Raw genomic sequence first — 19,368 nt, 5'->3', positions numbered from 1 at the left:
CCGGAAGTTCCCTCCCGCAGAGAGCGAGCCCCGCCATGCCCAGAACCGGACGCCTGACCACCGCAGCCGCCCTCCTCGCGGCGATATCCGTACTCGCCACGGCCTGTACGGGCCGGACCGCCGACTCCGCGACCGACGACCCGAAGGCGGACGTCACCCTCTCCTTCTGGCACGGCTGGTCCGCCCCGGGCGAGGTCAAGGCGATCGAGGACGGCATCGCCCGCTTCGAGAAGGCGCACCCGAACATCAAGGTCGAGGTCACCGGCAACATGACCGACGACAAGATCAACCAGGCGCTGCGCGCGGGCGGCGCCAAGGCCCCCGACGTGGTCTCCTCGTTCACCACGGACAGCGTCGGCAAGTTCTGCAACTCCCGCGCCTTCGCCGACCTGAACCCCTTCCTGCAGAAGTCCGGCGTCGACAAGACGAAGGTCTTCCCCAAGACCCTCCTGGAATACACGCAGTTCAAGGGCAACCAGTGCACCCTGCCGCTGCTGAACGACGCGTACGGCCTCGTCTACAACAAGACCGCCTTCGCCGCCGCCGGCATCACCGAACCCCCCAGGACCTGGAGCCGGTTCGTCGAGGTCGCGCAAAAGCTGACCACGGCGGACGCCACCGGCGACGGATACGAGCGGGTCGGCCTGATGCCCACCTTCCACGGCTACGAGACCACCCCCATGCGGCTCGCCGCGCAGTGGAGCCCCACCTACTTCGACGCCGACGGCCGCTCCAACCTCTCCCGGGACCCGGCCTTCACGAAGATGCTGACCGCGCAGAAGGACCTGGTGGCGGCGCTCGGCGGATACGAGAAGCTGGAGCGGTTCCGCAGCACCTTCGGCGACGAGTGGAGCGCGGAACACCCCTTCCACACCGGCCGGGTGGCCATGCAGATCGACGGCGAGTGGCGGGCCCCCATGGCCAAGGAGGCCGGCGTCGGCTTCGAGATCGGCACGGCTCCGCTGCCCGTCCCGGACGACCAGGCCGCCGACTACGGCAAGGGCTACCTCTCCGGCACGGTCATCGGCATCGCCTCCGGCAGCAGGAAGCAGAACGCCGCCTGGGAACTGGTCAAGTACATGACCACCGACACGGAGGCGGTGGTGGCCTTCGCCAACGCCATCCACAACGTGCCGTCCACGCTCGCCGCCCTGGAGTCACCGGACCTGGAGGTGACCCCGGAGCTGCGGACCTTCCTCGACATCGCCCGGCACCCGAAGTCCGGCACCACCCCGGCCCGGGCCGACGGCGGCACCTACCAGCTGACCTTCCAGGACTTCGCGTACACGGTCGAGAAGGGCGGGGTCGCCGACATCACGGCCGGTCTGGCCGGGGTCGACCGGCAGATCGACACGGACATCGCGAAGGCGGAGTAGCCGATGTCCGCCGCCCCCGCCCCGCGGTCGAGGCGCCTGCGGTCCGCCCTGCGCCCCGCGGCCTTCATGTCCCCCTGGCTGATCGGATTCTCGGTCTTCTTCGCCTACCCCCTGGTGTCCACCGTGTACTTCTCCTTCACGAAGTACGACGGCTTCCGCCCGCCCGCCTTCAACGGCACGGACAACTGGAGCTACGTCTTCACCGACTATCCGCTGTTCTGGCCGGCGATGCGCAACACCCTGTGGCTGGTGGTGGTGATGGTGAGCTGCCGCGTGGTCTTCGGCCTGGGCGTCGGCCTGCTCGTCACGAAGATCAAGACCGGAGTGGGGGTCTTCCGCACCCTCTTCTACCTGCCCTACCTGGCGCCGCCGGTCGCCGCGACCCTGGCCTTCGTCTTCCTGCTCAACCCCGGCACCGGCCCCGCCAACACCCTGCTGGGCGCGGTGGGACTGCCCGCGCCCGGCTGGTTCACCGACGCCGACTGGTCCAAGCCCGCGCTGACCGTCCTCGCGCTGTGGGGGGTGGGCGACCTGATGGTCGTCTTCATGGCCGCGCTGCTCGACGTACCGAAGGAGCAGTACGAGGCCGCCGAGCTGGACGGCGCCGGGGCCTGGGCGCGGCTGCGCCACATCACCCTGCCCAACATCTCGCCGATCATCATGTTCGCCGTGGTCACCGGGGTCATCCAGGCCATGCAGTACTACACCCAGCCGCTGGTGGCGGGGAAGGTCGCGGCCGGGGTGATCGGCGGTTCCGGCCAGCAGTTCGAGCCGGGCTACCCGGACCGGTCCACCCTGACCCTGCCCCAGCTCGTCCACAACCTCGGCTTCCAGCGCTTCGACTACGGTTCCGCATGCGTCGTGGCGCTGGTCCTGTTCGCCCTCTCCATGGCCTTCACCGCACTCCTGATGCGGCGCCGTGGCGGCCTGATCGGAGCAGGACGATGACCACGCACGCGCAGGGCGGCGCCGCCCGCCGCCGAAGGGCCGTACTGCACTGGATCGCGGTGCACTCGCTGGGCGTGGCCGCCGCCCTCTTCTTCGTCCTGCCCTTCGTCTTCCTCCTGCTGACCTCCCTGATGGGCGACCGGCAGGCGCTGACCCGCGACCTGTGGCCCGACACCTGGGAGTGGGGCAACTACGCCGAGGTGTGGCACACGCCGGGCTTCCTGACCTGGTGGCGCAACACGCTCCTGTACGCGGGAGTGGGCACCCTGTTGACCGTGGTCTCCTCCGTGCCCGTCGCCTACGCGCTCGCCAAGTTCCGCTTCCGCGGGCGCAACCTGTCGCTGATGCTGGTGGTCGCGATGATGATGCTGCCGCCGCAGGTGGTGGTCATCCCGATGTACCTCTTCTGGGCCAGGCAGCTCGACCTGTCGGGCAGCCTGTGGCCGCTGATCGTCCCGATGGCCTTCGGCGACGCCTTCTCGATCTTCCTGCTCCGCCAGTTCCTGCTGACCATCCCCGACGAGTACCTGGACGCGGCACGCGTGGACGGCTGCGGCGAGGTCCGCACCCTGCTGCGCGTGGTCGTGCCGATGGCCAGGCCCGGGATCGCGGCCGTCGCGCTCTTCCAGTTCTTCTGCGCCTGGAACGACTACTTCGGCCCGCAGATCTACGCCTCCGACAACCCCGCCGCCTGGACGCTCAGTTACGGACTGGAGTCCTTCAAGGGGGCGCACCACACCAACTGGAACCTGACCATGGCCGCGACCGTGCTGGTCATGGCCCCGGTGATCGTCCTCTTCTTCTTCGCCCAGAAGGCGTTCGTCGAGGGAGTCACCCTGACCGGCGTGAAAGGCTGACGACGTTGAAACTCGCAGTGGTGGGCGGCGGTTCCACCTACACCCCCGAACTGATCGACGGCTTCGCGCGGCTGCGCGACACCCTGCCGGTCGAGGAGCTGGTGCTGATCGACCCGGCCACCGAGCGGCTGGAGCTGATCGGCGCCCTGGCCCGCCGGATCTTCGCCCGGCAGGACCATCCCGGCCTGGTCACCACGACCACCGACCTCGACGCGGGCGTCGCCGGAGCCGACGCCGTCCTCCTCCAGCTGCGCGTCGGCGGACAGGCCGCCCGGCTCCAGGACGAGACCTGGCCCCTGGAATGCGGCTGCGTCGGCCAGGAGACCACCGGCGCGGGCGGGCTCGCCAAGGCCCTGCGCACCGTCCCCGTGGTCCTCGACATCGCCGAACGGGTCCGCCGGGCCAGCCCCGACGCCTGGATCATCGACTTCACCAACCCGGTCGGGATCGTCACCCGGGCCCTGTTGCGGGCCGGGCACAGGGCCGTCGGGCTGTGCAACGTCGCCATCGGCCTCCAGCGGAAGTTCGCCGCCCTGCTGGACCTGGCCCCGTCCGACGTCCACCTCGACCACGTCGGCCTCAACCACCTCACCTGGGAGCTGGGCGTGCGCCGGGGCGGCCCGGACGGCGAGGACCTGCTGCCCCGCCTGCTCGCCGCGCACGGGGAGGCCGTCGCGTCGGACCTGCGGCTGCCGCGGGAGGTGCTGGACCGGCTCGGCGTCGTCCCCTCGTACTACCTGCGCTACTTCTACTCCCACGACGAGGTCGTACGGGAGCTGGGCACCAAGCCCTCGCGGGCCGCGGAGGTCGCCGCGATGGAGCGCGAACTGCTCGCCCTGTACGCGGATCCGGCGCTCGACGAGAAGCCCGCGCTGCTGGCGAAGCGGGGCGGAGCCTTCTACTCGGAGGCGGCCGTTGACCTGGCGGCCGCCCTGCTGGGCGGCGGCGGCACGGACGTGCAGGTGGTCAACACGTACAACAACGGCACGCTGCCGTTCCTGCCCGACGACGCCGTGATCGAGGTCCAGGCGCGGGTCCGCGCGACCGGCGCCTCCGGCGGCTCCGGTCCGGTGCCGCTCCCCGTGCCGCGCCTGGACCCGCTGTTCGCCGGGCTGGTCGCGCACGTGACGGCGTACGAGGACCTCGCGCTGGACGCGGCGCTGCGCGGCGGACGCGAGCGGGTGTTCAAGGCGCTGCTCGCGCACCCCCTGATCGGCCAGTACGACCTGGCCGAAGGGCTGACCGACCGGCTGCTCGCCCACAACAAGGAGCACCTGCCATGGGCGTGACCCGCGTCGCCCTCCCCCCGGTGCTCGCGATCGACGCGGGCAACAGCAAGACGGACGTCGCGCTCATCGACCCCGACGGGTCCGTGCTGGCCACCGGGCGGGCCGGGGGCTTCCAGCCGCCCCGCACCGGGGTGGCCGCGGCCGTGGACGTGCTGGCCGAGGCCCTCGCCTCGGCGGGGGTGCCCGCCGCAGGCGGGTCCGGGCCCGTCGCCGAGCACGTGTCGGCCTGCCTCGCCAACGCCGACTTCCCCGTGGAGGAGCGGCGGCTGGCGGACGAGATCGAACGCCGCGGCTGGGGGCGCGCCACCGCGGTGCACAACGACACCTTCGCGCTGCTGCGCGCCGGCCTGCCCCCGGACGCCGAACCGCGGGGCGTCGCGGTGGTGTGCGGGGCGGGCATCAACTGCGTCGGGATGACCCCGGACGGGCGGACCGCCCGCTTCCCCGCGGTCGGGCGGATCTCCGGCGACTGGGGCGGCGGGGGCGGACTGGCCGAGGAGGCCCTCTGGTTCGCGGCCCGGGCCGAGGACGGCCGGGGCGCGCCGACGGAGCTGGCCCGGGCGCTGCCCGCCCGCCTCGGCCACGACTCGATGGCCTCGCTGATCGAGGCCGTGCACCTGGGGGACGTACCGGCCGGCCGGCGGCACGAACTGACCCCGGTGCTGTTCGAGGTGGCCGCCGCCGGGGATCCGGTGGCGCTGTCGCTGGTGCACCGGCAGGCCGACGAGGTCGTGGCCATGGCCGTGGTGGCCCTGGACCGCCTCGGCCTGCTGGACGCTCAGGTGCCGGTGGTGCTGGGCGGCGGGGTGCTGGCGGCCCGGCACCCCGCGCTCGACGAACGGATCGCGGCTCGCCTCGCCGAACGGGCCCCGCGCGCCCGGATCACCGTGGTCACGGCGCCTCCGGTGCTGGGCGCCGCGCTGCTGGGCCTGGACGCGCTCGGGGCCCCGGCGCGGGCCCACGGAAAACTCCGTGCCCATTTCGGGTGAACCCGCCCGGGAAGGCGCCCGGTCTGGAACCGTTACGGCCGTAAGGACGTATTGACGGTGAAGGGGTGACGAAAGGCACCCGCGGGGGCGGATCGCCCCGGATCCAGCACCGGGTGCTGTGGTCCACCGGCACTACGGCCATACTGCTGCTGCGCAGGGGGATCCCCCTGCGCCGGCTGGGGGACGACAGGACCGAGGGGGAGGTCACGGTGGCGATCACATCACGCGCGCCCGCGCCCGGGGGTGGTGCCTCCGCGCCGCCCTCCGGCGCGCCGGCGTCGCGGCCCGACGGGCCCCCGGGGCGCCGCACCGCCTGGTCCGAGGGAGTGCAGCGGCTGCGCGAGGCGGCCACCACCGAACCGGGCCGGCTGCGGATCATCGGCGCGGTACTGGCCGCCCTGATCGTGCTGTTCGGCGCGGTCAGCGTGTGGGAGATCTCCGACCGGGTCACCGCCGCCGACGACGTGGTGGGCCGCAGCCAGCCGCTGAGCGCCGACGCGGCCAGCATCTACCGCTCCCTCGCGGACGCCGACACCACCTCCTCCAGCGGCTTCCTCCTCGGTGCGCAGGAGCCGCGCGAGGTCCGCCAGCGCTACGAGAAGGACATCGCCAACGCCTCCCGCCTGCTGGTGAGCGCCGCCGCCAACACCGGCGGCAGCAAGGAGTCCCGCGAGCAGATCACCCTGCTGAGCGAACAGCTGCCGCGGTACACCGGACTGATCGAGCAGGCCCGGGCCACCAACCGGCAGGGCCTGCCGCTGGGCGGCGCGTACCTGCGCTACGCCAACGAACAGATGACCACCCAGCTGCTGCCCGCCGCGCAGCGGCTGTACGAGGCGGAGACCCGCCGGCTGCACACCGACGACGACGACGCCCGGTCCTGGCCGCTGGGTTCGCTGGGGCTCGGCGTGCTCGCCGTGGCCGCCCTGGTGTGGGCGCAGCGGCGCAACTACCGCCACACGAACCGGGTCTTCAACCACGGCCTGGTCGCCGCGACCGCCGCCTCCGTGGTGGTGCTGCTCTGGCTGTCCGTCGGCCACACCGTGGCGCGTTCCTCGCTGAGTGAGGCCCGCACGGACGGGCAGGAGTCGATGAAGGTCCTCAACGACGCGCGGATCGCCTCCCTCCAGGCCCGGGCGAGTGAGAACCTGACCCTGATCGCGCGGGGCGCCGTACTGGCCGAGGACAAGAAGTCCGACAAGTACGACGTGGACTTCACGAACAACATGAAGCAGCTGGACACGGGGCTCGCGACCGCGCTGCGGCTGGCCGACGACGAAGAGGGGCGTACGCCCGTGAGCCGGGCCGTGGACGGCGTCGGGCAGTGGAAGCAGCGGCACACGGCGGCCCGGGAGGCGGACTTGAAGGGCGACTACGAGGCCGCGCTGCCCCAGGTGGTCGGGGACGCGCAGCACAAGGAGAGCAGCGGCGCCGCCTTCGACACGGTGGACGCCTCCCTGGAACAGGCCGTCGCCCACGAGCAGCGGGAGTTCACCCGCGCCGCCCAGGACGGTCTGGGCGCGCTGGGCGGTCTGGTGACGGGCTCGGCGGTACTGGTGGTCATCGGCGCGACAGCGGCCCTGCTCGGTATCGGGCGCAGGCTTTCGGAGTACAGGTGAGAGCGATGCGGATACGGGCGAGGCGGGCCGCCGAGGGCCACGAGGAGTACCGGGAGCACGAGCAGCACCCGGAGCACGAGGTCCGCACCCGTGTCCCGGGCCCGGTCTCCGGGGTCCGGCGGGCAGCGCGCCGGCTGCGCGGCTGGGGCGGCGTGAGCGCGATGGCCGTCGCCTGCGCCGTGACGGCCGCGGTGGTGCTGCTGCCGCTGGCCCACGCGACGCCGGACACCACACCCGGTGTGCCCGCCCACGGGCCCGCCCCGGCGGCCCCGGCGGCGCCCTGGGTCCTCTCGGACACCTGCCAGGACCCCGAGGCCAGCCTGCGCCCCTCCGACGTGGACGGGGCGGCCATCGCGCGGATCAGGGCGGCGGGCAAGCTCGTCGCGGGCGTGGACCAGAACAGCTTCCGCTGGGGGTACCGCAACCAGACCGCGGAGGGCGGCCGCCTCGACGGCTTCGACATCGACCTGGTCAAGGCCATCGCCAAGGACATCCTGGGCGACGAGAACGCGGTCATCTACCGGGCCATCCCGACGAGCCAGCGCATCCCCGCCCTCCAGGAGGGCCGCGTCGACATCGTCGTGCGGACCATGACCATCAACTGCAAGCGGCTGGAGGACGTCGCCTTCTCGACGGCCTACTTCGAGGCCGGGCAGCAGGTGCTGGCACCCAAGGGCTCGCCGATCACCGGGTACGACGCCTCGCTGAAGGACAAGCGGATCTGCGTCGCGGCCGGTTCCACCGCCGAGAGCGCGCTCAAGGCGCAGTCCTACGGCGCGGCACCGGTCACCGTGGCCAACCAGCTCGACTGCCTGGTCCGGCTCCAGCTGGCCGAGGTCGACGGCATCATCACGGACAACGCCCTCGCCGCCGGCCAGGCGGCGCAGGACCCCTCGGTGCGGCTGGTGGGCTCGCCCTTCACCCGCGAGTTCTACGGGGTCGCGATGAACAAGGACGCCCCCGACCTGGTCCGCCGGGTCAACAAGGTGCTGGAGAACTACCGCGCGGGCGGCAATGACAGCCCGTGGATGAAGGCGTACCTCAAGCACCTCCAGCCCGTGCTGCCCGGCGTGACCGGGCCGCCCGCGCCCAAGTACCGGGACGGATGAGGCCGGTGGCGATTTCGGGCACGGGACCGGGCACGGGGTCGGACACGGAGGCGGACACGGGAGCGAACTCGGAGGCGGCGGCGGAAGCGGAGGCACAGTCGGTGGAGGCGGGGTCTGCAGTGATGGACCGGGACGGCGTCGACCGCGCCCTGACCAGGCTGGGCGCCGAGCACGAGGCCGTCGAGACCTCGCTGCTCGCCCTCCAGGACCACGCCGGGCGCCGGCTGCTGGAGGGCGCCGAGCTGGCCGGGCTCACCAAGGAGCGGTGGGCGGGGACCGACGCGGACATCACCCGGCTGTGGACGTACTTCGACGCCTACAGCGGGGCGCTGGCCGCCGCCCGCGAGATCCGTGAGCGGCGCCGCTGGCCGGGCCGCGACGACCTGATCGAGCTGACCGAGCGCCTGCGCGGGCCGGGGGTGCTGATCGCCGGGGCCGCCACCGAGGGCGCCGCGCTGGCCGAGCGGCTCTCCCTCGCCGAGCTCGTGGCCCGGATGAACGACCTCTACGCGCGTTCGCTGGACGTGGTGGTGGCGGCCGACGCCGTCTGGTCGGCGCTGCCCGCCCGGATCGACCTGCTCGCCGCCGAGCTGCACCGCACCCGTTCGCTGGCCCACTCGGTGGGCGTGCGCCCGGGCGAACACCCCTCGGGCGACGACCTGGAGTACATCACCGCCGAGCTCACGGACCTGCGCGCCCGGGTGATCGCGGATCCGCTGGCCTTCTGGCGGTCCGCCGCCGGGAGTTCCGCGCCCGGCGGCGGCCGCCCCGACACCGGGCGCTACGACCGGGCCGCGCTCGCGCTGGAGGACGTGCGCCGCGAGGTCGAGGCCGTGCTGGCCGTACGGCAGGACGCCGAGCAGCGGCTGATCAGCCTGCGCGACGTGCTCTCGCGCGCCGACCGGACCCTGGCGGAGGCGCGGACGGCCCGCGGCGAGGTGCTGGCGAAGATCGCCGCGTCCGAGGTGCCCGTGGTCAGCGGCCCGCCGACGGTGCTGCAGGAGCAGCTCGCGGCGGCGGCCGACCACCGGCGCCACGCCCGCTGGCACCGGCTCTCGCCGCTGCTGGAGTCCCTGGAGGAGCGGGCCGAGGAGGAACTGCGCAGGGCCCGTGAATCGTTGACCGCGGTGACGGCCCCGCTGGCCGTACGGGCCGAGCTGCGCGGGCGTCTCGACGCCTACAAGGCGAAGGTGGCCCGCCACGGGCTGGCGGAGGACCCCGTGCTCGTCGAGAGGTACGACACGGCCCGGCGGATGCTGTGGAGCGCACCCTGCGACCTGCGGGCCGCCGAACAGGCCGTCCTGCGCTACCAGCAGGCGGCGGCGGAAGCGCTGGTGGCGCAGCAGCGGACCGAGCAGGAGATCCAGCAGCACCGGGAAGAGCGGCCCGACGGGCCGGGGACGGAGGACGCATGAGACCGAGCGGCGCAGCGTGCGTGCGCCCCGGCTGCCCGGGAACGTACGAGGACATGGGCGGCGGCGAGCTGTACTGCGACACCTGCGGGCTGGCCCCGGTCGGCTCGGTCGCGGCGGGTGCGGAGGAGCTGGTGTCGCCGCCGACGGGGATGACCAGCGCGGCCCGCGGCTCCCTGGGGGCCAACGGGTCCCGGGGATCCCACGGGTCGCAGGGGTCGCACGGTTCGGCGCGGTCCTCGGCCTCGGCCCGTTCCTCCCGGTCCTCCTCCTCGCGCCGTTCGGTGTCGGGGCGGCTGTCGCGGTCCCTGACGGGACAGGCTTCCACCCGCTCGGTCTCGGTGCGCAGTTCGGGCTCGGCGGCCTCCTCCTCGGGGCGCAGCCGGCTGGGTGCGGGCCTGGTCAGCGTTCCGGAGGTGCCGCGCCCCGACCCCTCGGCGGCGGTCCTGGAGAACCCGGAGGTGCCCGAGCGCAAGCGCTTCTGCTCGCGTTCGGACTGCGGCGCCCCGGTGGGCCGGGCCCGCGGGGACCGGCCGGGCCGGACGGAGGGCTTCTGCACCAAGTGCGGGCACCCGTACTCCTTCGTGCCCAAGCTGCGCGCCGGTGAAGTGGTGCGCGGCCAGTACGAGGTGGCGGGCTGCCTGGCACACGGCGGCCTCGGCTGGGTGTACCTGGCGGTGGACCGGGCGGTCGCGGACCGGTGGGTGGTCCTCAAGGGCCTCCTCGACACCGGCGACCAGGACGCGATGGAGGCCGCGATCTCGGAGCGGCGCTTCCTCGCGGAGATCGAGCACTCCAACATCGTGCGGATCTACAACTTCGTGGAGCACCTGGACCAGCGGACCGGTTCGCTGGACGGGTACATCGTCATGGAGTACGTCGGCGGCAAGTCGCTGAAGGAGATCGCGAACGAGCGGCGCCGGCCGGACGGCCGGCGCGACCCGCTGCCGGTGGAACAGGCGTGCGCGTACGGCATCGAGGCGCTGGAGGCCCTCGGTCACCTGCACAGCAGGAACCTCCTCTACTGCGACTTCAAGGTCGACAACGCGATCCAGCAGCAGGACCAGCTGAAGCTGATCGACATGGGCGCGGTGCGGCGGATGGACGACGAGGAGTCGGCCATCTACGGCACCGTGGGCTACCAGGCCCCGGAGGTCGCGGAGCTGGGGCCGTCGGTCGCCTCCGACCTGTACACGGTGGCGCGCACGCTCGCCGTCCTGACCTTCGACTTCCAGGGCTACACCAATGTGTTCGTGGATTCGCTGCCGGATCCGGAGCACATCGAGGTGTTCCGGCGGTACGAGTCGTTCTACCGGCTGCTCGTCCGGGCGACCGACCCGGACCCGGGGCGGCGGTTCGCCTCGGCGCAGGAGATGGCCGACCAGCTGACGGGCGTGCTGCGGGAGGTGGTGGCGCTGCAGACCGGCATGCCGCGGCCGCAGCTGTCCACCCTCTTCGGCCCGGAGCTGCGGGTGCCGGACACCCGGCTGTTCACGGGTACGGACACGGCGGACACGGTCGTCTCCCGCCTGGGCGACCGCCCGATCGCCCCCCGGGGCGGCGGCCTGCGCGGCCTCCTGGGCCGCGCCCCCGCCCGGCCGGCGGCTTCGGCCCCGGGCGGACCCGGGGCCGCGGCCGCGGCCCCCGCCCACACCCCGCCGGGCGGCACGCCCACGCCGGGTGCCGCCTCCGCGTACCCGGCCGCCTCCGCGTACCCGCCCGCCTTCGGCGGAGGAACCCCGCCGGGCGGCGCACCCGGGGCGGCCTCCGGCACGCCGGGGCCGCGGCACGCAGCGCCCGCGCAGCCGACCCGGCTCGGCGTCGGCACACCGCCCGGCGGCGTGAGCCTGCCCGGGTCGGCGCCCGGCGCGGGAGACCCGTCCTTCGGCGGAGGCGGCCCGACCGGGGCGGCCCCCGGCAGGGGCGGGCTCGGGACCACCGCCACGCACGTGGCGGGGGCCGCCGTGCCCCGGGCACGGCAGGCTCCCGCGACCGCGACGGGTCCCGCACCCGTCGCCGTGGCCCCGCTGCCCGCCGGGCCCCCGCGGCCCGCCACGACCCTCGACGCCCGCGACACGGCCCTGGCGCTGCCGGTGCCGCTGGTGGACGCCGCCGACCCCAACGCCGGCTTCCTGACCGGCCTGCTGGCCTCCGCGCCCGCCGATCTGCTGGGCGCGCTGGCCTCGGCCCCCGCCGACTCGGCCGAGCTGCGGCTGCGAGAGCTGCGCGCCCGGCTGGAGCTCGGCGAACCGGCCGCGGCCGGGGACGCCCTGGCCGAGCTGGAGGCCCGCCACCCCGACGACTGGCGGGTCGTGTGGGCCCGCGGCATCGCCTCGCTGGCCACCGGTGACGACGAGATAGCGGCCCTGTCCTTCGACGCGATCTACGACGCCTTCCCGGGCGAGCCCGCGCCGAAGCTGGCCCTGGGGCTGTGCGCGGAGGTGCTGGGCCAACTGGACAACGCCGCCGAGTACTACCGCCTGGTCTGGATCACCGACCCGGGGTTCGTCAGCGCCGCCTTCGGGCTCGCACGGGTCCAACTGGCCGCCGGCGACCGGGACGGAGCCGTCCGCACCCTGGAATCCGTGCCGGAGGCGTCCATCCACTACACCGCCGCGCGGGTGGCGGCCGTACGCGCACGTCTGCGCGACCGGTCACCGCAAGAGCCGCTGCTGGCCGACCTGGCGGCCGCCGCCGACCAGGTGGAGGCCCTGCGGAGGTTCGGGCTGGACCCGGAACGGCAGGAGTTGCTGGCGACGGAGGTTCTGGGCTCGGCCCTGGACTGGGTACTGTCGGGTAGCCGGGGTGCCGACCCCGGCCGGACCTCGCTGCTCGGCAGTCAACTGGACGAGCGGGGCCTGCGCTTCGGACTGGAGCGCTCGTACCGCGTCCTCGCCCGGCTGGCACGGCGTGGCGAGGAGAGGATCGAACTGGTGGAACGGGCCAACCGTTTCCGTCCCCGGACGTGGGTGTGATTGATGTCGATGCATCGGCTGTCGGGCTGCCCCAGCTGCGCGGAACCCCTCGAAGAGGGTGACCGTTTCTGCGGTCTCTGCGGCTATGCCCTGACCCCTTCTCCCGCGGCCGCGTCCACGGACCACCCGACCGTGCCCATCCCACCGGCGCCACCGGCGCCACCCGCGCCACCGGCGCCGGCCGCCGCCCCCGCGCCCCCGGCCGCCGTCGCCGCGCCGGCCCAGGCCGCGCCCGCGGGCGGCTACGGCATCCCGGCCCCGGCCGGCGCGCACGGCTCGCCCGGCGCCGGCGAACCCGCCCCCGGCTGGGGCAGCGTGGCCGCGGCCGCGCCGACCCTGGTGGGGGATCCGGCCGACTGGGCCGCCCCGGCACAGCATCAGCCGGAGCCGGAACCGGAGCCTCGGCAGGGCCCGGCCGGAGCCGCGTACCCGGGCCCGGGCCACGAGAACCCGTACGGCACCGGCACGCCCCCCGAGGGCACTCCCCGGGGTGCGGCCGGCGCCGCCCGCCCGGGCCACGAGGACCCGTCGGACGGCCCCGAGACCCGCCACGACCGCCCCGGCGGCGACCCCGGCACGCCTCCCGGGGCAGCGCCCTGGGGCGCGGAGAACCCGTACGGGAACGGCTACGACAGCGCACCCCCGTCCGGCGCCGCGGCCGGCGCCGCACCCGGCGGGAAGACCTGCGTGGCCTGCCGGGCCGGGCACGTCGACACCGACGGGTACTGCGAGCACTGCGGGCACGCGCAGCCCCGCGAGCGCGACCACGTCGAGGAGGAACTGGGCAGCGTCGCGGCCGTCAGCGACCGGGGGCTGCGCCACCACCGCAACGAGGACTCCTTCGCCGTGTCGGCCACGGCCCTGCCCGACGGTTCGGCCGCCACCGTGGCCATCGTGTGCGACGGCGTCTCCTCCGCGAGCCGCCCCGACGAGGCCTCGGCCGCCGCGGCCGGCGCCGCCAACGAGGCCCTGTTGGAGGCCCTCCCCCGCGGCGCGCACCCCCAGGAGGCCATGCACGAGGCGATCCTGGCGGCCGCAGCGGCCGTCAACGCCCTGGCCCCCGAGGTCCCCGGCGCGCAGAACGCGCCCGCCTGCACCCTGGTCGGCGCCGTCGTCAGCGGCGGCCTGCTGACCATCGGCTGGGTGGGCGACAGCCGCGCCTACTGGGTGCCCGACGACCGTGCCGCGCTGCCCCGCCGCCTCACCGAGGACGACTCGTGGGCCGCCCAGATGGTCGCCGCGGGCCTGATGGGCGAGGCCGAGGCCTACGCGGACGTCCGCGCGCACGCCATCACCGGCTGGCTGGGCGCCGACGCGTACGAACTCGAACCGCACACCGCGATCTTCAAGCCGGACCACCCCGGCGTGGTGGTGGTCTGCACCGACGGACTGTGGAACTACGCGGAGTCCGCGCGGGAGATGGCCCAGGTGCTGCCCGCCGACGCCGCGGTCCGCCCGCTGCACAGCGCGCAGGTGCTCGTGGGACACGCCCTCGACGGCGGCGGCCACGACAACATCACCGTGGCCCTCGTGCCGTTCGCCACGCAGCCCGAACGGGAACCGGGAGCGGCCCCGCAGCCCGGCCCGGCAGCAGCACCGGAACCGGAAGTGGAAGCGCGCCCGCAGGTCTGACCCGCCTGCCCGAGCCCTCTAGGAGTCCAGCCGATGGCGAATTTCGCCAAGCCGAGCGCACCGCGCTTCAGCGTGGACGTGTACCAGAACGAGTTCCTTCCCGAAGGCGGGCGGGACGTCCACGCCATCGTCACCGTCACCGCCACCGGCGGCGGCAGCGTCACCCGCGGGAAGCCCGCCGACGGCACCGCCGCCGTCGTGATCATGGTCGACTGCTCCGGTTCCATGGAGTACCCGGCGGAGAAGATGCGCGGCGCCCGCGAGGCCACGGCGGCCGCCGTGGACACCCTGCGCGACGGCACCGCCTTCGCGGTGATCGCCGGCACGCACGTGGCCAAGGAGGTCTATCCCGGCCAGGGACGCCTCGCCGTCGCCGACCCGGCCACCCGCGCCGAGGCCAAGGAGGCCCTGCGCGGTCTCAGCGCCGGCGGCGGCACCGCCATCGGCACCTGGCTGCGCCTGGCCGACGGCCTGCTGCGCGGCTCCACCGCCGCCATCCGCCACGGCATCCTGCTCACCGACGGGCGCAACGAGCACGAGGAGCCGGCCGTCCTGCGCGCCACCCTCGACGCCTGCGCGGGCCGCTTCACCTGCGACGCCCGTGGCGTGGGCACCGACTGGGAGGTGAAGGAGGTCACCGGCATCGCGAGCGCCCTGCTCGGCTCCGCCGACATCGTGGCCGATCCGGCGCACCTCACCGAGGACTTCACGCGCATGATGGAGAACGTCATGGGCAAGGAGGTCGCGGACGTGTCGCTGCGCCTGTGGACCCCGGTCGGCGTGGAGATCCAGTACGTCAAGCAGGTCGCGCCGACCGTCCAGGACCTGACCGACCGCCGTACCGAAGCGGGCCCGCGCGCGGGCGACTACCCGACCGGGTCGTGGGGCGACGAGTCCCGCGAGTACCACGTGTGCGTGCGCGTCCCCGGTGCGGCCGTCGGCCAGGAGATGCTCGCCTCCCGCGCCACGCTGGTGCGGCCCGCGACGGCAGGTGAGCCCGAGGCCGCGCTGGCCCAGGGGCTGGTGCGCGCGGTGTGGACGAACGACCTGGCCGCGTCCACCGCCATCAACCCGCAGGTCGCCCACTACACCGGGCAGGCGGAGCTGGCGCAGGCTATCCAGCAGGGCCTCGAAGCCCGCAAAATGGGCGATGTCGATGGTGCTACGGCCAAACTCGGACGGGCCGTACAACTGGCCAGCGTCTCCGGGAACGCCGACACAGCACGACTCCTGTCGAAGGTGGTGGATGTGGTGGACGCGGTGGCAGGTACTGTGCGGCTGAAAGCGAAGGTTGCCGACGCCGACGAGATGACTCTCGAAACACGTTCGACGCAGACCGTCCGAGTGAAGAAGTTCTGAGAGCCTCCCGCGATGACGCAGGGAGAAGAAGGGGGAAGAGCCGCCATGCCGACCTGCCCGAACGGGCACCAGTCCGCCTCCGACGACTGGTGCGAGGTCTGCGGCCACCGCATGGGTGCCCAGGAGGGACCCCCCGCGGTGCCTTCCTACGGCTACGGCTTCCCCCCGACCGCCGGTGAACCGACCGCCCAGGCAGAGCTCTGCCCCCAGTGCCGCACCCCGCGCGAGGCCATGGCCCCGTTCTGCGAGGAGTGCCGGTACAACTACCTGACCCGTTCGGCGACCTCGTACGCGCCGCCGGCCGCCGACCCGGCTCCGCAGGCGCCGCCGGCGCACGGCACGGGCGCCCCGGGCGGGCCCCGCCCCGGCAGCCCGCCCCCGCCGCCCGTACCCGCGCCGGGCACGTACGCGCAGGACCACTTCGAGTACCAGGGCTCGCGGCCGTCCCGGGTCAACCGCCCGGCCGAGCCCCTGCAGCGCGAGGACGACTGGCTGCTGTCCCCGCCCTCGCACGAGCCGCCGCAGGCGTACCAGCAGGCCCCGCAGCCCCCGTACCAGCAGCAGCCCCCGCAGCAGCACCAGCGCGAGTACCAGCAGGAGTACCGGCAGCAGCCCCAGACGCCGCCGTACCAGCCCCTCCCGCCCCAGGGCGGGTCCTGGAGCGCGACGATCGGCCCCGACCGCTCGTACTTCATGGCGATGATGCAGCGCAGCGGGCCCGAGGCGACCGGGCTCAACCTGCCCGCGTACTCCCCGGAGCAGCATCTCCCGCTGTCCGGCGGCCAGATCACCATCGGCCGCCGCCGCGCCTCCACGGGCGAGTCCCCCGACATCGACCTGTCGGTGCCCCCGGAGGACCCGGGCGTCTCCCACCAGCACGCGGTGCTGGTGCAGCAGCCCGACATGAGCTGGGCCGTGGTGGACCAGAACTCCACCAACGGCACCACCATCAACGGCGGCGAGGACCCGATCCAGCCCTACGTCCCGGTCCCGCTCGCCGACGGCGACCGCGTCCACGTGGGCGCCTGGACCACCATCACCATCCGGCGCGGCTGATCACGCCTCCCCCAGGGGCCATACGTAGGGCCCCTGGGGATCGTCCAGCCACGACCACTGGCCGTCCGGGCCGACCGAGACGCCGAAGCGTTCACGGGCCGGGCGGCCCTCGCTGCGCCACAGGTCCAGGGCCTCCCGGGGGGTCAGCACCCCGGCGGTCAGCACCAGCATGAACTGGAAGCGCTCGTTCTCCACCAGCTCGTACGGGAGCCCGCGCACCATCGCCATCCGGTCGGGCGGCGGCACGGCCGTGGCCCCGCGCAACGGCACGAAGTAGGCGGCCGTGTGCAGGAAGCGGCCCTCCGCGAAATCGGCGTCCCGGACCGTGAGGGCGATCAGCCCGGTCGACAGCGGGGCCAGGATGCGCGCCCCCGGGCGGCACTGCCCGAGCCAGGCGTGCGGGACCAGCGGGAGCGTGCAGGTCACCAGGATCCGGTCGAAGGGGGCCCGGGCGGGGCAGCCGCGGGCGCCGTCGCCGGTGACCACGGTCGGGTGGCGGCCGAGCCGGGCCAGGTGGGCCCGCGCGGACTCGGTGATCTCCTCGTCCAGGTCCACGGTGGTGACGTGCTCGTCGCCGAGGCGGTGGCAGAGCAGGGCCGCGTTGTAGCCGGTGCCCGCGCCGATCTCCAGGACGTCGTCGCCGTCGCGCACGTCGAGGGCGGACAGCATCTTCGCCATCAGGGAGGGCTGGCTGCTGGAGGAGACCAGCCGGCCGTCGCGCAGCCGGGTCGCCAGCGGGGCGTCGACGTACACGCCGCGCAGCCAGCGGGCCCGGAGCTGCGGATCGGGGTCCTCGGCCCAGAGCCGTTCCTGGCCGGCGCCGCGCTCGGTCCAGAAGTAGGGGACGAAGACGTGCCGGGGGACGGCCGCGAACGCCGCCCGCCAGCGCGGGTCGTCCAGTACGCCGGCTGCCGCCAGCTCCCGTACCTGGGCGGCGTGCGCGGTCTCCCGCAGATCCCGCGTCCCGGTGCCTGCGGTGCGTGCGGTGTGTGCGCCCATGCCTCCACTGTCCTGCGCCCGGCCCGGACGTGCGAGCGCGAAGGCGCCCCCGGGCGGTACCGGGCGTCTGAGACGATGGTCGGGTGAATGAGATTCCGCGGGGCGGCCTTCAGGAGCAGACCTTCTACGAGCAGGTGGGCGGCGAGGACACCTTCCGTCGCCTGGTGCGGCGCTTCTACCAAGGGGTCGCGGAGGACCCGCTGCTGCGCCCGATGTACCCGGAGGAGGATCTCGGTCCGGCCGAGGAGCGGTTCGCGCTGTTCCTGATGCAGTACTGGGGCGGTCCGACCACGTACAGCCAGCACCGCGGCCACCCGCGCCTGCGGATGCGGCACGCGCCGTTCCAGGTGGACTCGGCGGCCCACGACGCCTGGCTGAAGCACATGCGGGTGGCGCTGGACGAGCTGGGCCTGGCGCCGGAGCACGAGGCGCAGCTGTGGAAGTACCTCACGTACGCCGCAGCGTCGATGATCAACACGGCGGGCTAGGGACGTACGGGGCAGGGCGCGGAAGGACGGGGCGCGGCGCGGCAGAACAGGGCGCGGCAGGACGGCGGGCCGCGGGCCGCGCGGCCCGCGGGTCAGACCGGGCGGACCTGGAAGGCGCCGAGGCCGCCGGTGGCACCGGGACGCCGGGTGGCGACGGAGCCGTACGGGGTGCGCAGCCGCAGCCAGCTCCCGGAGGAGAGCAGCGCGACCGGGTCGGGGGCGGCGGTGGACGCGGAGGCGGCCACGGCGGCCCGTACCGGCCGCAGGAAGCCCAGGGACTGCGCGGCGTGCGCGACGCGCAGCGGGAGCTCGGTGTCGCCCAGGGTGCGGGACCAGATCTCGCGGCCGATGCGGTCGCGCTCGGACCGGGTCCGGTGCTGTGCAGGCAGGGCCTCGTCACGGGCCCGGAACTCGGCGACGGAGGCCGCCACGGCCGCCGTGATCCCCTCGGGTCCGGGCAGCCCCGGCACCTGCCGCCAGCCGCCGCGGGGCGGGAGCACCCCGGTCCAGGGCGGTCCGGTGACCGGCCCGGGCACGGTGGCCGCGGCCGAGGCCTCGTCCACGGATTCCAGGAGCTCTCCGGCGGACACGGTCACGTCCAGCGGCGTCGCCACGGGGACGGCGAGCCGCACGGTTCGGATGGCCAGGACCTCGAAGGAGGGCGGCCGTCCGAACACGCCGAGCGCGCCGCCGCCCGCCTGGAGGCGGACGGCGGCGGCACGGTCGTAGTGCACCAGCCGGCCCAGGAAGGCGGCGAGGTCCGCCGCCTCCCCGGAATCGGCGAAGCGCAGCTGCTCGGTCATGCCGCGATGGCCTCGGACTGCGGCTCGTCGAGGTACTCCTCCAGGAAGTGCCTCTCCTCGGCCGTGATGCGGCGGGGCCGGCCCGCGGCGAGGTTGTAGGGCACGACCACGGTCTCCGCGCGCACGTAGACGGTCTCCGGCCGGTCCTCGGTCGCCTCGTCCTTGACCTCGTAGCGGATGGTCAGGGAAGCGGCGCCTATCCGGGTCACCCAGGACTCGATGAGGACCGGCTCGTGACGGTGCACGAGGGGCAGCTTGTAGTCGATCTCGTGGCGGGCCACAACGGATCCGCCCGTGAAGGACTCACTGCCCTCCCCCGGCGCGAGGCGGAACATGAAGTCGATCCGCGCCTCCTCCAGGTAGCGGAGGAAGACGACGTTGTTGACGTGCCCGAAGGCATCCATGTCCGCCCAGCGCAGGGGGCAACGGTATTGGTGTCTGGCCATGGCCGTGACCT

16 protein-coding genes are annotated in these 19,368 nt (G+C 74.1%); 13 read left to right on the top strand and 3 right to left on the bottom strand.

Features of this window, described 5'->3' with window-relative positions:
- The first annotated feature begins 35 nt into the window (after nucleotides 1-35).
- The 12 genes from AB0O53_RS21650 (at nucleotide 36) to AB0O53_RS21595 (ending at nucleotide 16,621) form a co-directional block, all read left to right on the top strand.
- Nucleotides 36-1,376 carry an ABC transporter substrate-binding protein gene (locus AB0O53_RS21650; protein ID WP_350995311.1) on the top strand — a complete coding sequence of 447 codons (1,341 nt, stop codon included), beginning with the start codon at nucleotides 36-38 and terminating at the stop codon, nucleotides 1,374-1,376.
- A gap of 3 nt (nucleotides 1,377-1,379) precedes the next feature.
- Nucleotides 1,380-2,324 (top strand): carbohydrate ABC transporter permease, encoded by a 945-nt coding sequence (locus tag AB0O53_RS21645; RefSeq protein ID WP_350995309.1) that lies wholly within the window; start codon nucleotides 1,380-1,382, stop codon nucleotides 2,322-2,324.
- Nucleotides 2,321-3,181: a carbohydrate ABC transporter permease gene (locus AB0O53_RS21640; protein WP_350995307.1), complete on the top strand. Its 861-nt coding sequence runs from the start codon at nucleotides 2,321-2,323 to the stop codon at nucleotides 3,179-3,181. Before AB0O53_RS21645 ends, AB0O53_RS21640 begins: the two co-directional genes overlap by 4 nt.
- Nucleotides 3,182-3,186: 5 nt before the next feature.
- Nucleotides 3,187-4,470, top strand: a complete 1,284-nt coding sequence (locus tag AB0O53_RS21635; RefSeq protein ID WP_350995305.1) for a 6-phospho-beta-glucosidase — start codon at nucleotides 3,187-3,189, stop codon at nucleotides 4,468-4,470.
- Complete coding sequence (locus AB0O53_RS21630) at nucleotides 4,461-5,459, top strand: N-acetylglucosamine kinase (RefSeq protein ID WP_350995303.1); 999 nt, start codon at nucleotides 4,461-4,463, stop codon at nucleotides 5,457-5,459. Before AB0O53_RS21635 ends, AB0O53_RS21630 begins: the two co-directional genes overlap by 10 nt.
- Before the next feature lie 209 nt (nucleotides 5,460-5,668).
- Complete coding sequence (locus AB0O53_RS21625) at nucleotides 5,669-7,078, top strand: GlnX family signal transduction membrane protein (RefSeq protein ID WP_403139234.1); 1,410 nt, start codon at nucleotides 5,669-5,671, stop codon at nucleotides 7,076-7,078.
- Nucleotides 7,079-7,239: 161 nt separating this feature from the next.
- A complete protein-coding gene (locus tag AB0O53_RS21620; protein WP_350995425.1) occupies nucleotides 7,240-8,187 on the top strand; it encodes a glutamate ABC transporter substrate-binding protein in 948 nt (315 codons plus the stop codon).
- Nucleotides 8,188-8,309: 122 nt separating this feature from the next.
- Entirely contained in the window at nucleotides 8,310-9,602 is a 1,293-nt protein-coding gene (locus tag AB0O53_RS21615; protein ID WP_350995424.1) for a coiled-coil domain-containing protein, read from the top strand.
- Nucleotides 9,599-12,574 carry a serine/threonine protein kinase gene (locus AB0O53_RS21610; protein ID WP_350995302.1) on the top strand — a complete coding sequence of 992 codons (2,976 nt, stop codon included), beginning with the start codon at nucleotides 9,599-9,601 and terminating at the stop codon, nucleotides 12,572-12,574. The genes AB0O53_RS21615 and AB0O53_RS21610 overlap by 4 nt, the downstream gene beginning before the upstream one ends.
- Nucleotides 12,575-12,706: 132 nt before the next feature.
- Complete coding sequence (locus AB0O53_RS21605; RefSeq protein WP_434094439.1) at nucleotides 12,707-14,206, top strand: PP2C family protein-serine/threonine phosphatase; 1,500 nt, start codon at nucleotides 12,707-12,709, stop codon at nucleotides 14,204-14,206.
- Between the two features lie 33 nt (nucleotides 14,207-14,239).
- The gene (locus AB0O53_RS21600) at nucleotides 14,240-15,565 is read left to right on the top strand and encodes a VWA domain-containing protein (protein ID WP_350995299.1); all 1,326 of its coding nucleotides are present in this window, start codon (nucleotides 14,240-14,242) and stop codon (nucleotides 15,563-15,565) included.
- Between the two features lie 45 nt (nucleotides 15,566-15,610).
- The gene (locus AB0O53_RS21595; protein ID WP_350995297.1) at nucleotides 15,611-16,621 is read left to right on the top strand and encodes an FHA domain-containing protein; all 1,011 of its coding nucleotides are present in this window, start codon (nucleotides 15,611-15,613) and stop codon (nucleotides 16,619-16,621) included.
- On the opposite strand, the gene AB0O53_RS21590 is transcribed toward AB0O53_RS21595, so the two are convergent.
- Nucleotides 16,622-17,620 (bottom strand): methyltransferase domain-containing protein, encoded by a 999-nt coding sequence (locus AB0O53_RS21590; RefSeq protein ID WP_350995295.1) that lies wholly within the window; start codon nucleotides 17,618-17,620, stop codon nucleotides 16,622-16,624.
- Between the two features lie 83 nt (nucleotides 17,621-17,703).
- Between AB0O53_RS21590 and AB0O53_RS21585 the strand changes: the two genes are divergently transcribed.
- A complete protein-coding gene (locus tag AB0O53_RS21585; protein WP_266501086.1) occupies nucleotides 17,704-18,108 on the top strand; it encodes a globin in 405 nt (134 codons plus the stop codon).
- A 92-nt stretch (nucleotides 18,109-18,200) separates the two neighbouring features.
- On the opposite strand, the gene AB0O53_RS21580 is transcribed toward AB0O53_RS21585, so the two are convergent.
- Both AB0O53_RS21580 and AB0O53_RS21575 read right to left on the bottom strand, forming a co-directional pair.
- Entirely contained in the window at nucleotides 18,201-18,911 is a 711-nt protein-coding gene (locus tag AB0O53_RS21580) for a DUF8010 domain-containing protein (protein WP_350995293.1), read from the bottom strand.
- On the bottom strand, nucleotides 18,908-19,357 hold the full coding sequence (locus tag AB0O53_RS21575) for an acyl-CoA thioesterase (protein ID WP_350995291.1): 450 nt from the start codon (nucleotides 19,355-19,357) through the stop codon (nucleotides 18,908-18,910). Before AB0O53_RS21575 ends, AB0O53_RS21580 begins: the two co-directional genes overlap by 4 nt.
- Nucleotides 19,358-19,368: the final 11 nt, after the last annotated feature.

Source organism: Streptomyces erythrochromogenes (genome assembly GCF_040684695.1).
Taxonomy (GTDB): Bacteria; Actinomycetota; Actinomycetes; order Streptomycetales; family Streptomycetaceae; genus Streptomyces; species Streptomyces erythrochromogenes_C.
This window is presented reverse-complemented; position numbering and strand designations above follow the sequence as displayed.

Coding starts and splice junctions, on each gene's coding strand:
- AB0O53_RS21650 (WP_350995311.1), top strand. CDS start 36: ATGCCCAGAACCGGACGCCTGACCACCGCAGCCGCCCTCCTCGCGGCG.
- AB0O53_RS21645 (WP_350995309.1), top strand. CDS start 1,380: ATGTCCGCCGCCCCCGCCCCGCGGTCGAGGCGCCTGCGGTCCGCCCTG.
- AB0O53_RS21640 (WP_350995307.1), top strand. CDS start 2,321: ATGACCACGCACGCGCAGGGCGGCGCCGCCCGCCGCCGAAGGGCCGTA.
- AB0O53_RS21630 (WP_350995303.1), top strand. CDS start 4,461: ATGGGCGTGACCCGCGTCGCCCTCCCCCCGGTGCTCGCGATCGACGCG.
- AB0O53_RS21620 (WP_350995425.1), top strand. CDS start 7,240: ATGGCCGTCGCCTGCGCCGTGACGGCCGCGGTGGTGCTGCTGCCGCTG.
- AB0O53_RS21615 (WP_350995424.1), top strand. CDS start 8,310: ATGGACCGGGACGGCGTCGACCGCGCCCTGACCAGGCTGGGCGCCGAG.
- AB0O53_RS21610 (WP_350995302.1), top strand. CDS start 9,599: ATGAGACCGAGCGGCGCAGCGTGCGTGCGCCCCGGCTGCCCGGGAACG.
- AB0O53_RS21600 (WP_350995299.1), top strand. CDS start 14,240: ATGGCGAATTTCGCCAAGCCGAGCGCACCGCGCTTCAGCGTGGACGTG.
- AB0O53_RS21595 (WP_350995297.1), top strand. CDS start 15,611: ATGCCGACCTGCCCGAACGGGCACCAGTCCGCCTCCGACGACTGGTGC.
- AB0O53_RS21590 (WP_350995295.1), bottom strand. CDS start 17,620: ATGGGCGCACACACCGCACGCACCGCAGGCACCGGGACGCGGGATCTG.
- AB0O53_RS21580 (WP_350995293.1), bottom strand. CDS start 18,911: ATGACCGAGCAGCTGCGCTTCGCCGATTCCGGGGAGGCGGCGGACCTC.
- AB0O53_RS21575 (WP_350995291.1), bottom strand. CDS start 19,357: ATGGCCAGACACCAATACCGTTGCCCCCTGCGCTGGGCGGACATGGAT.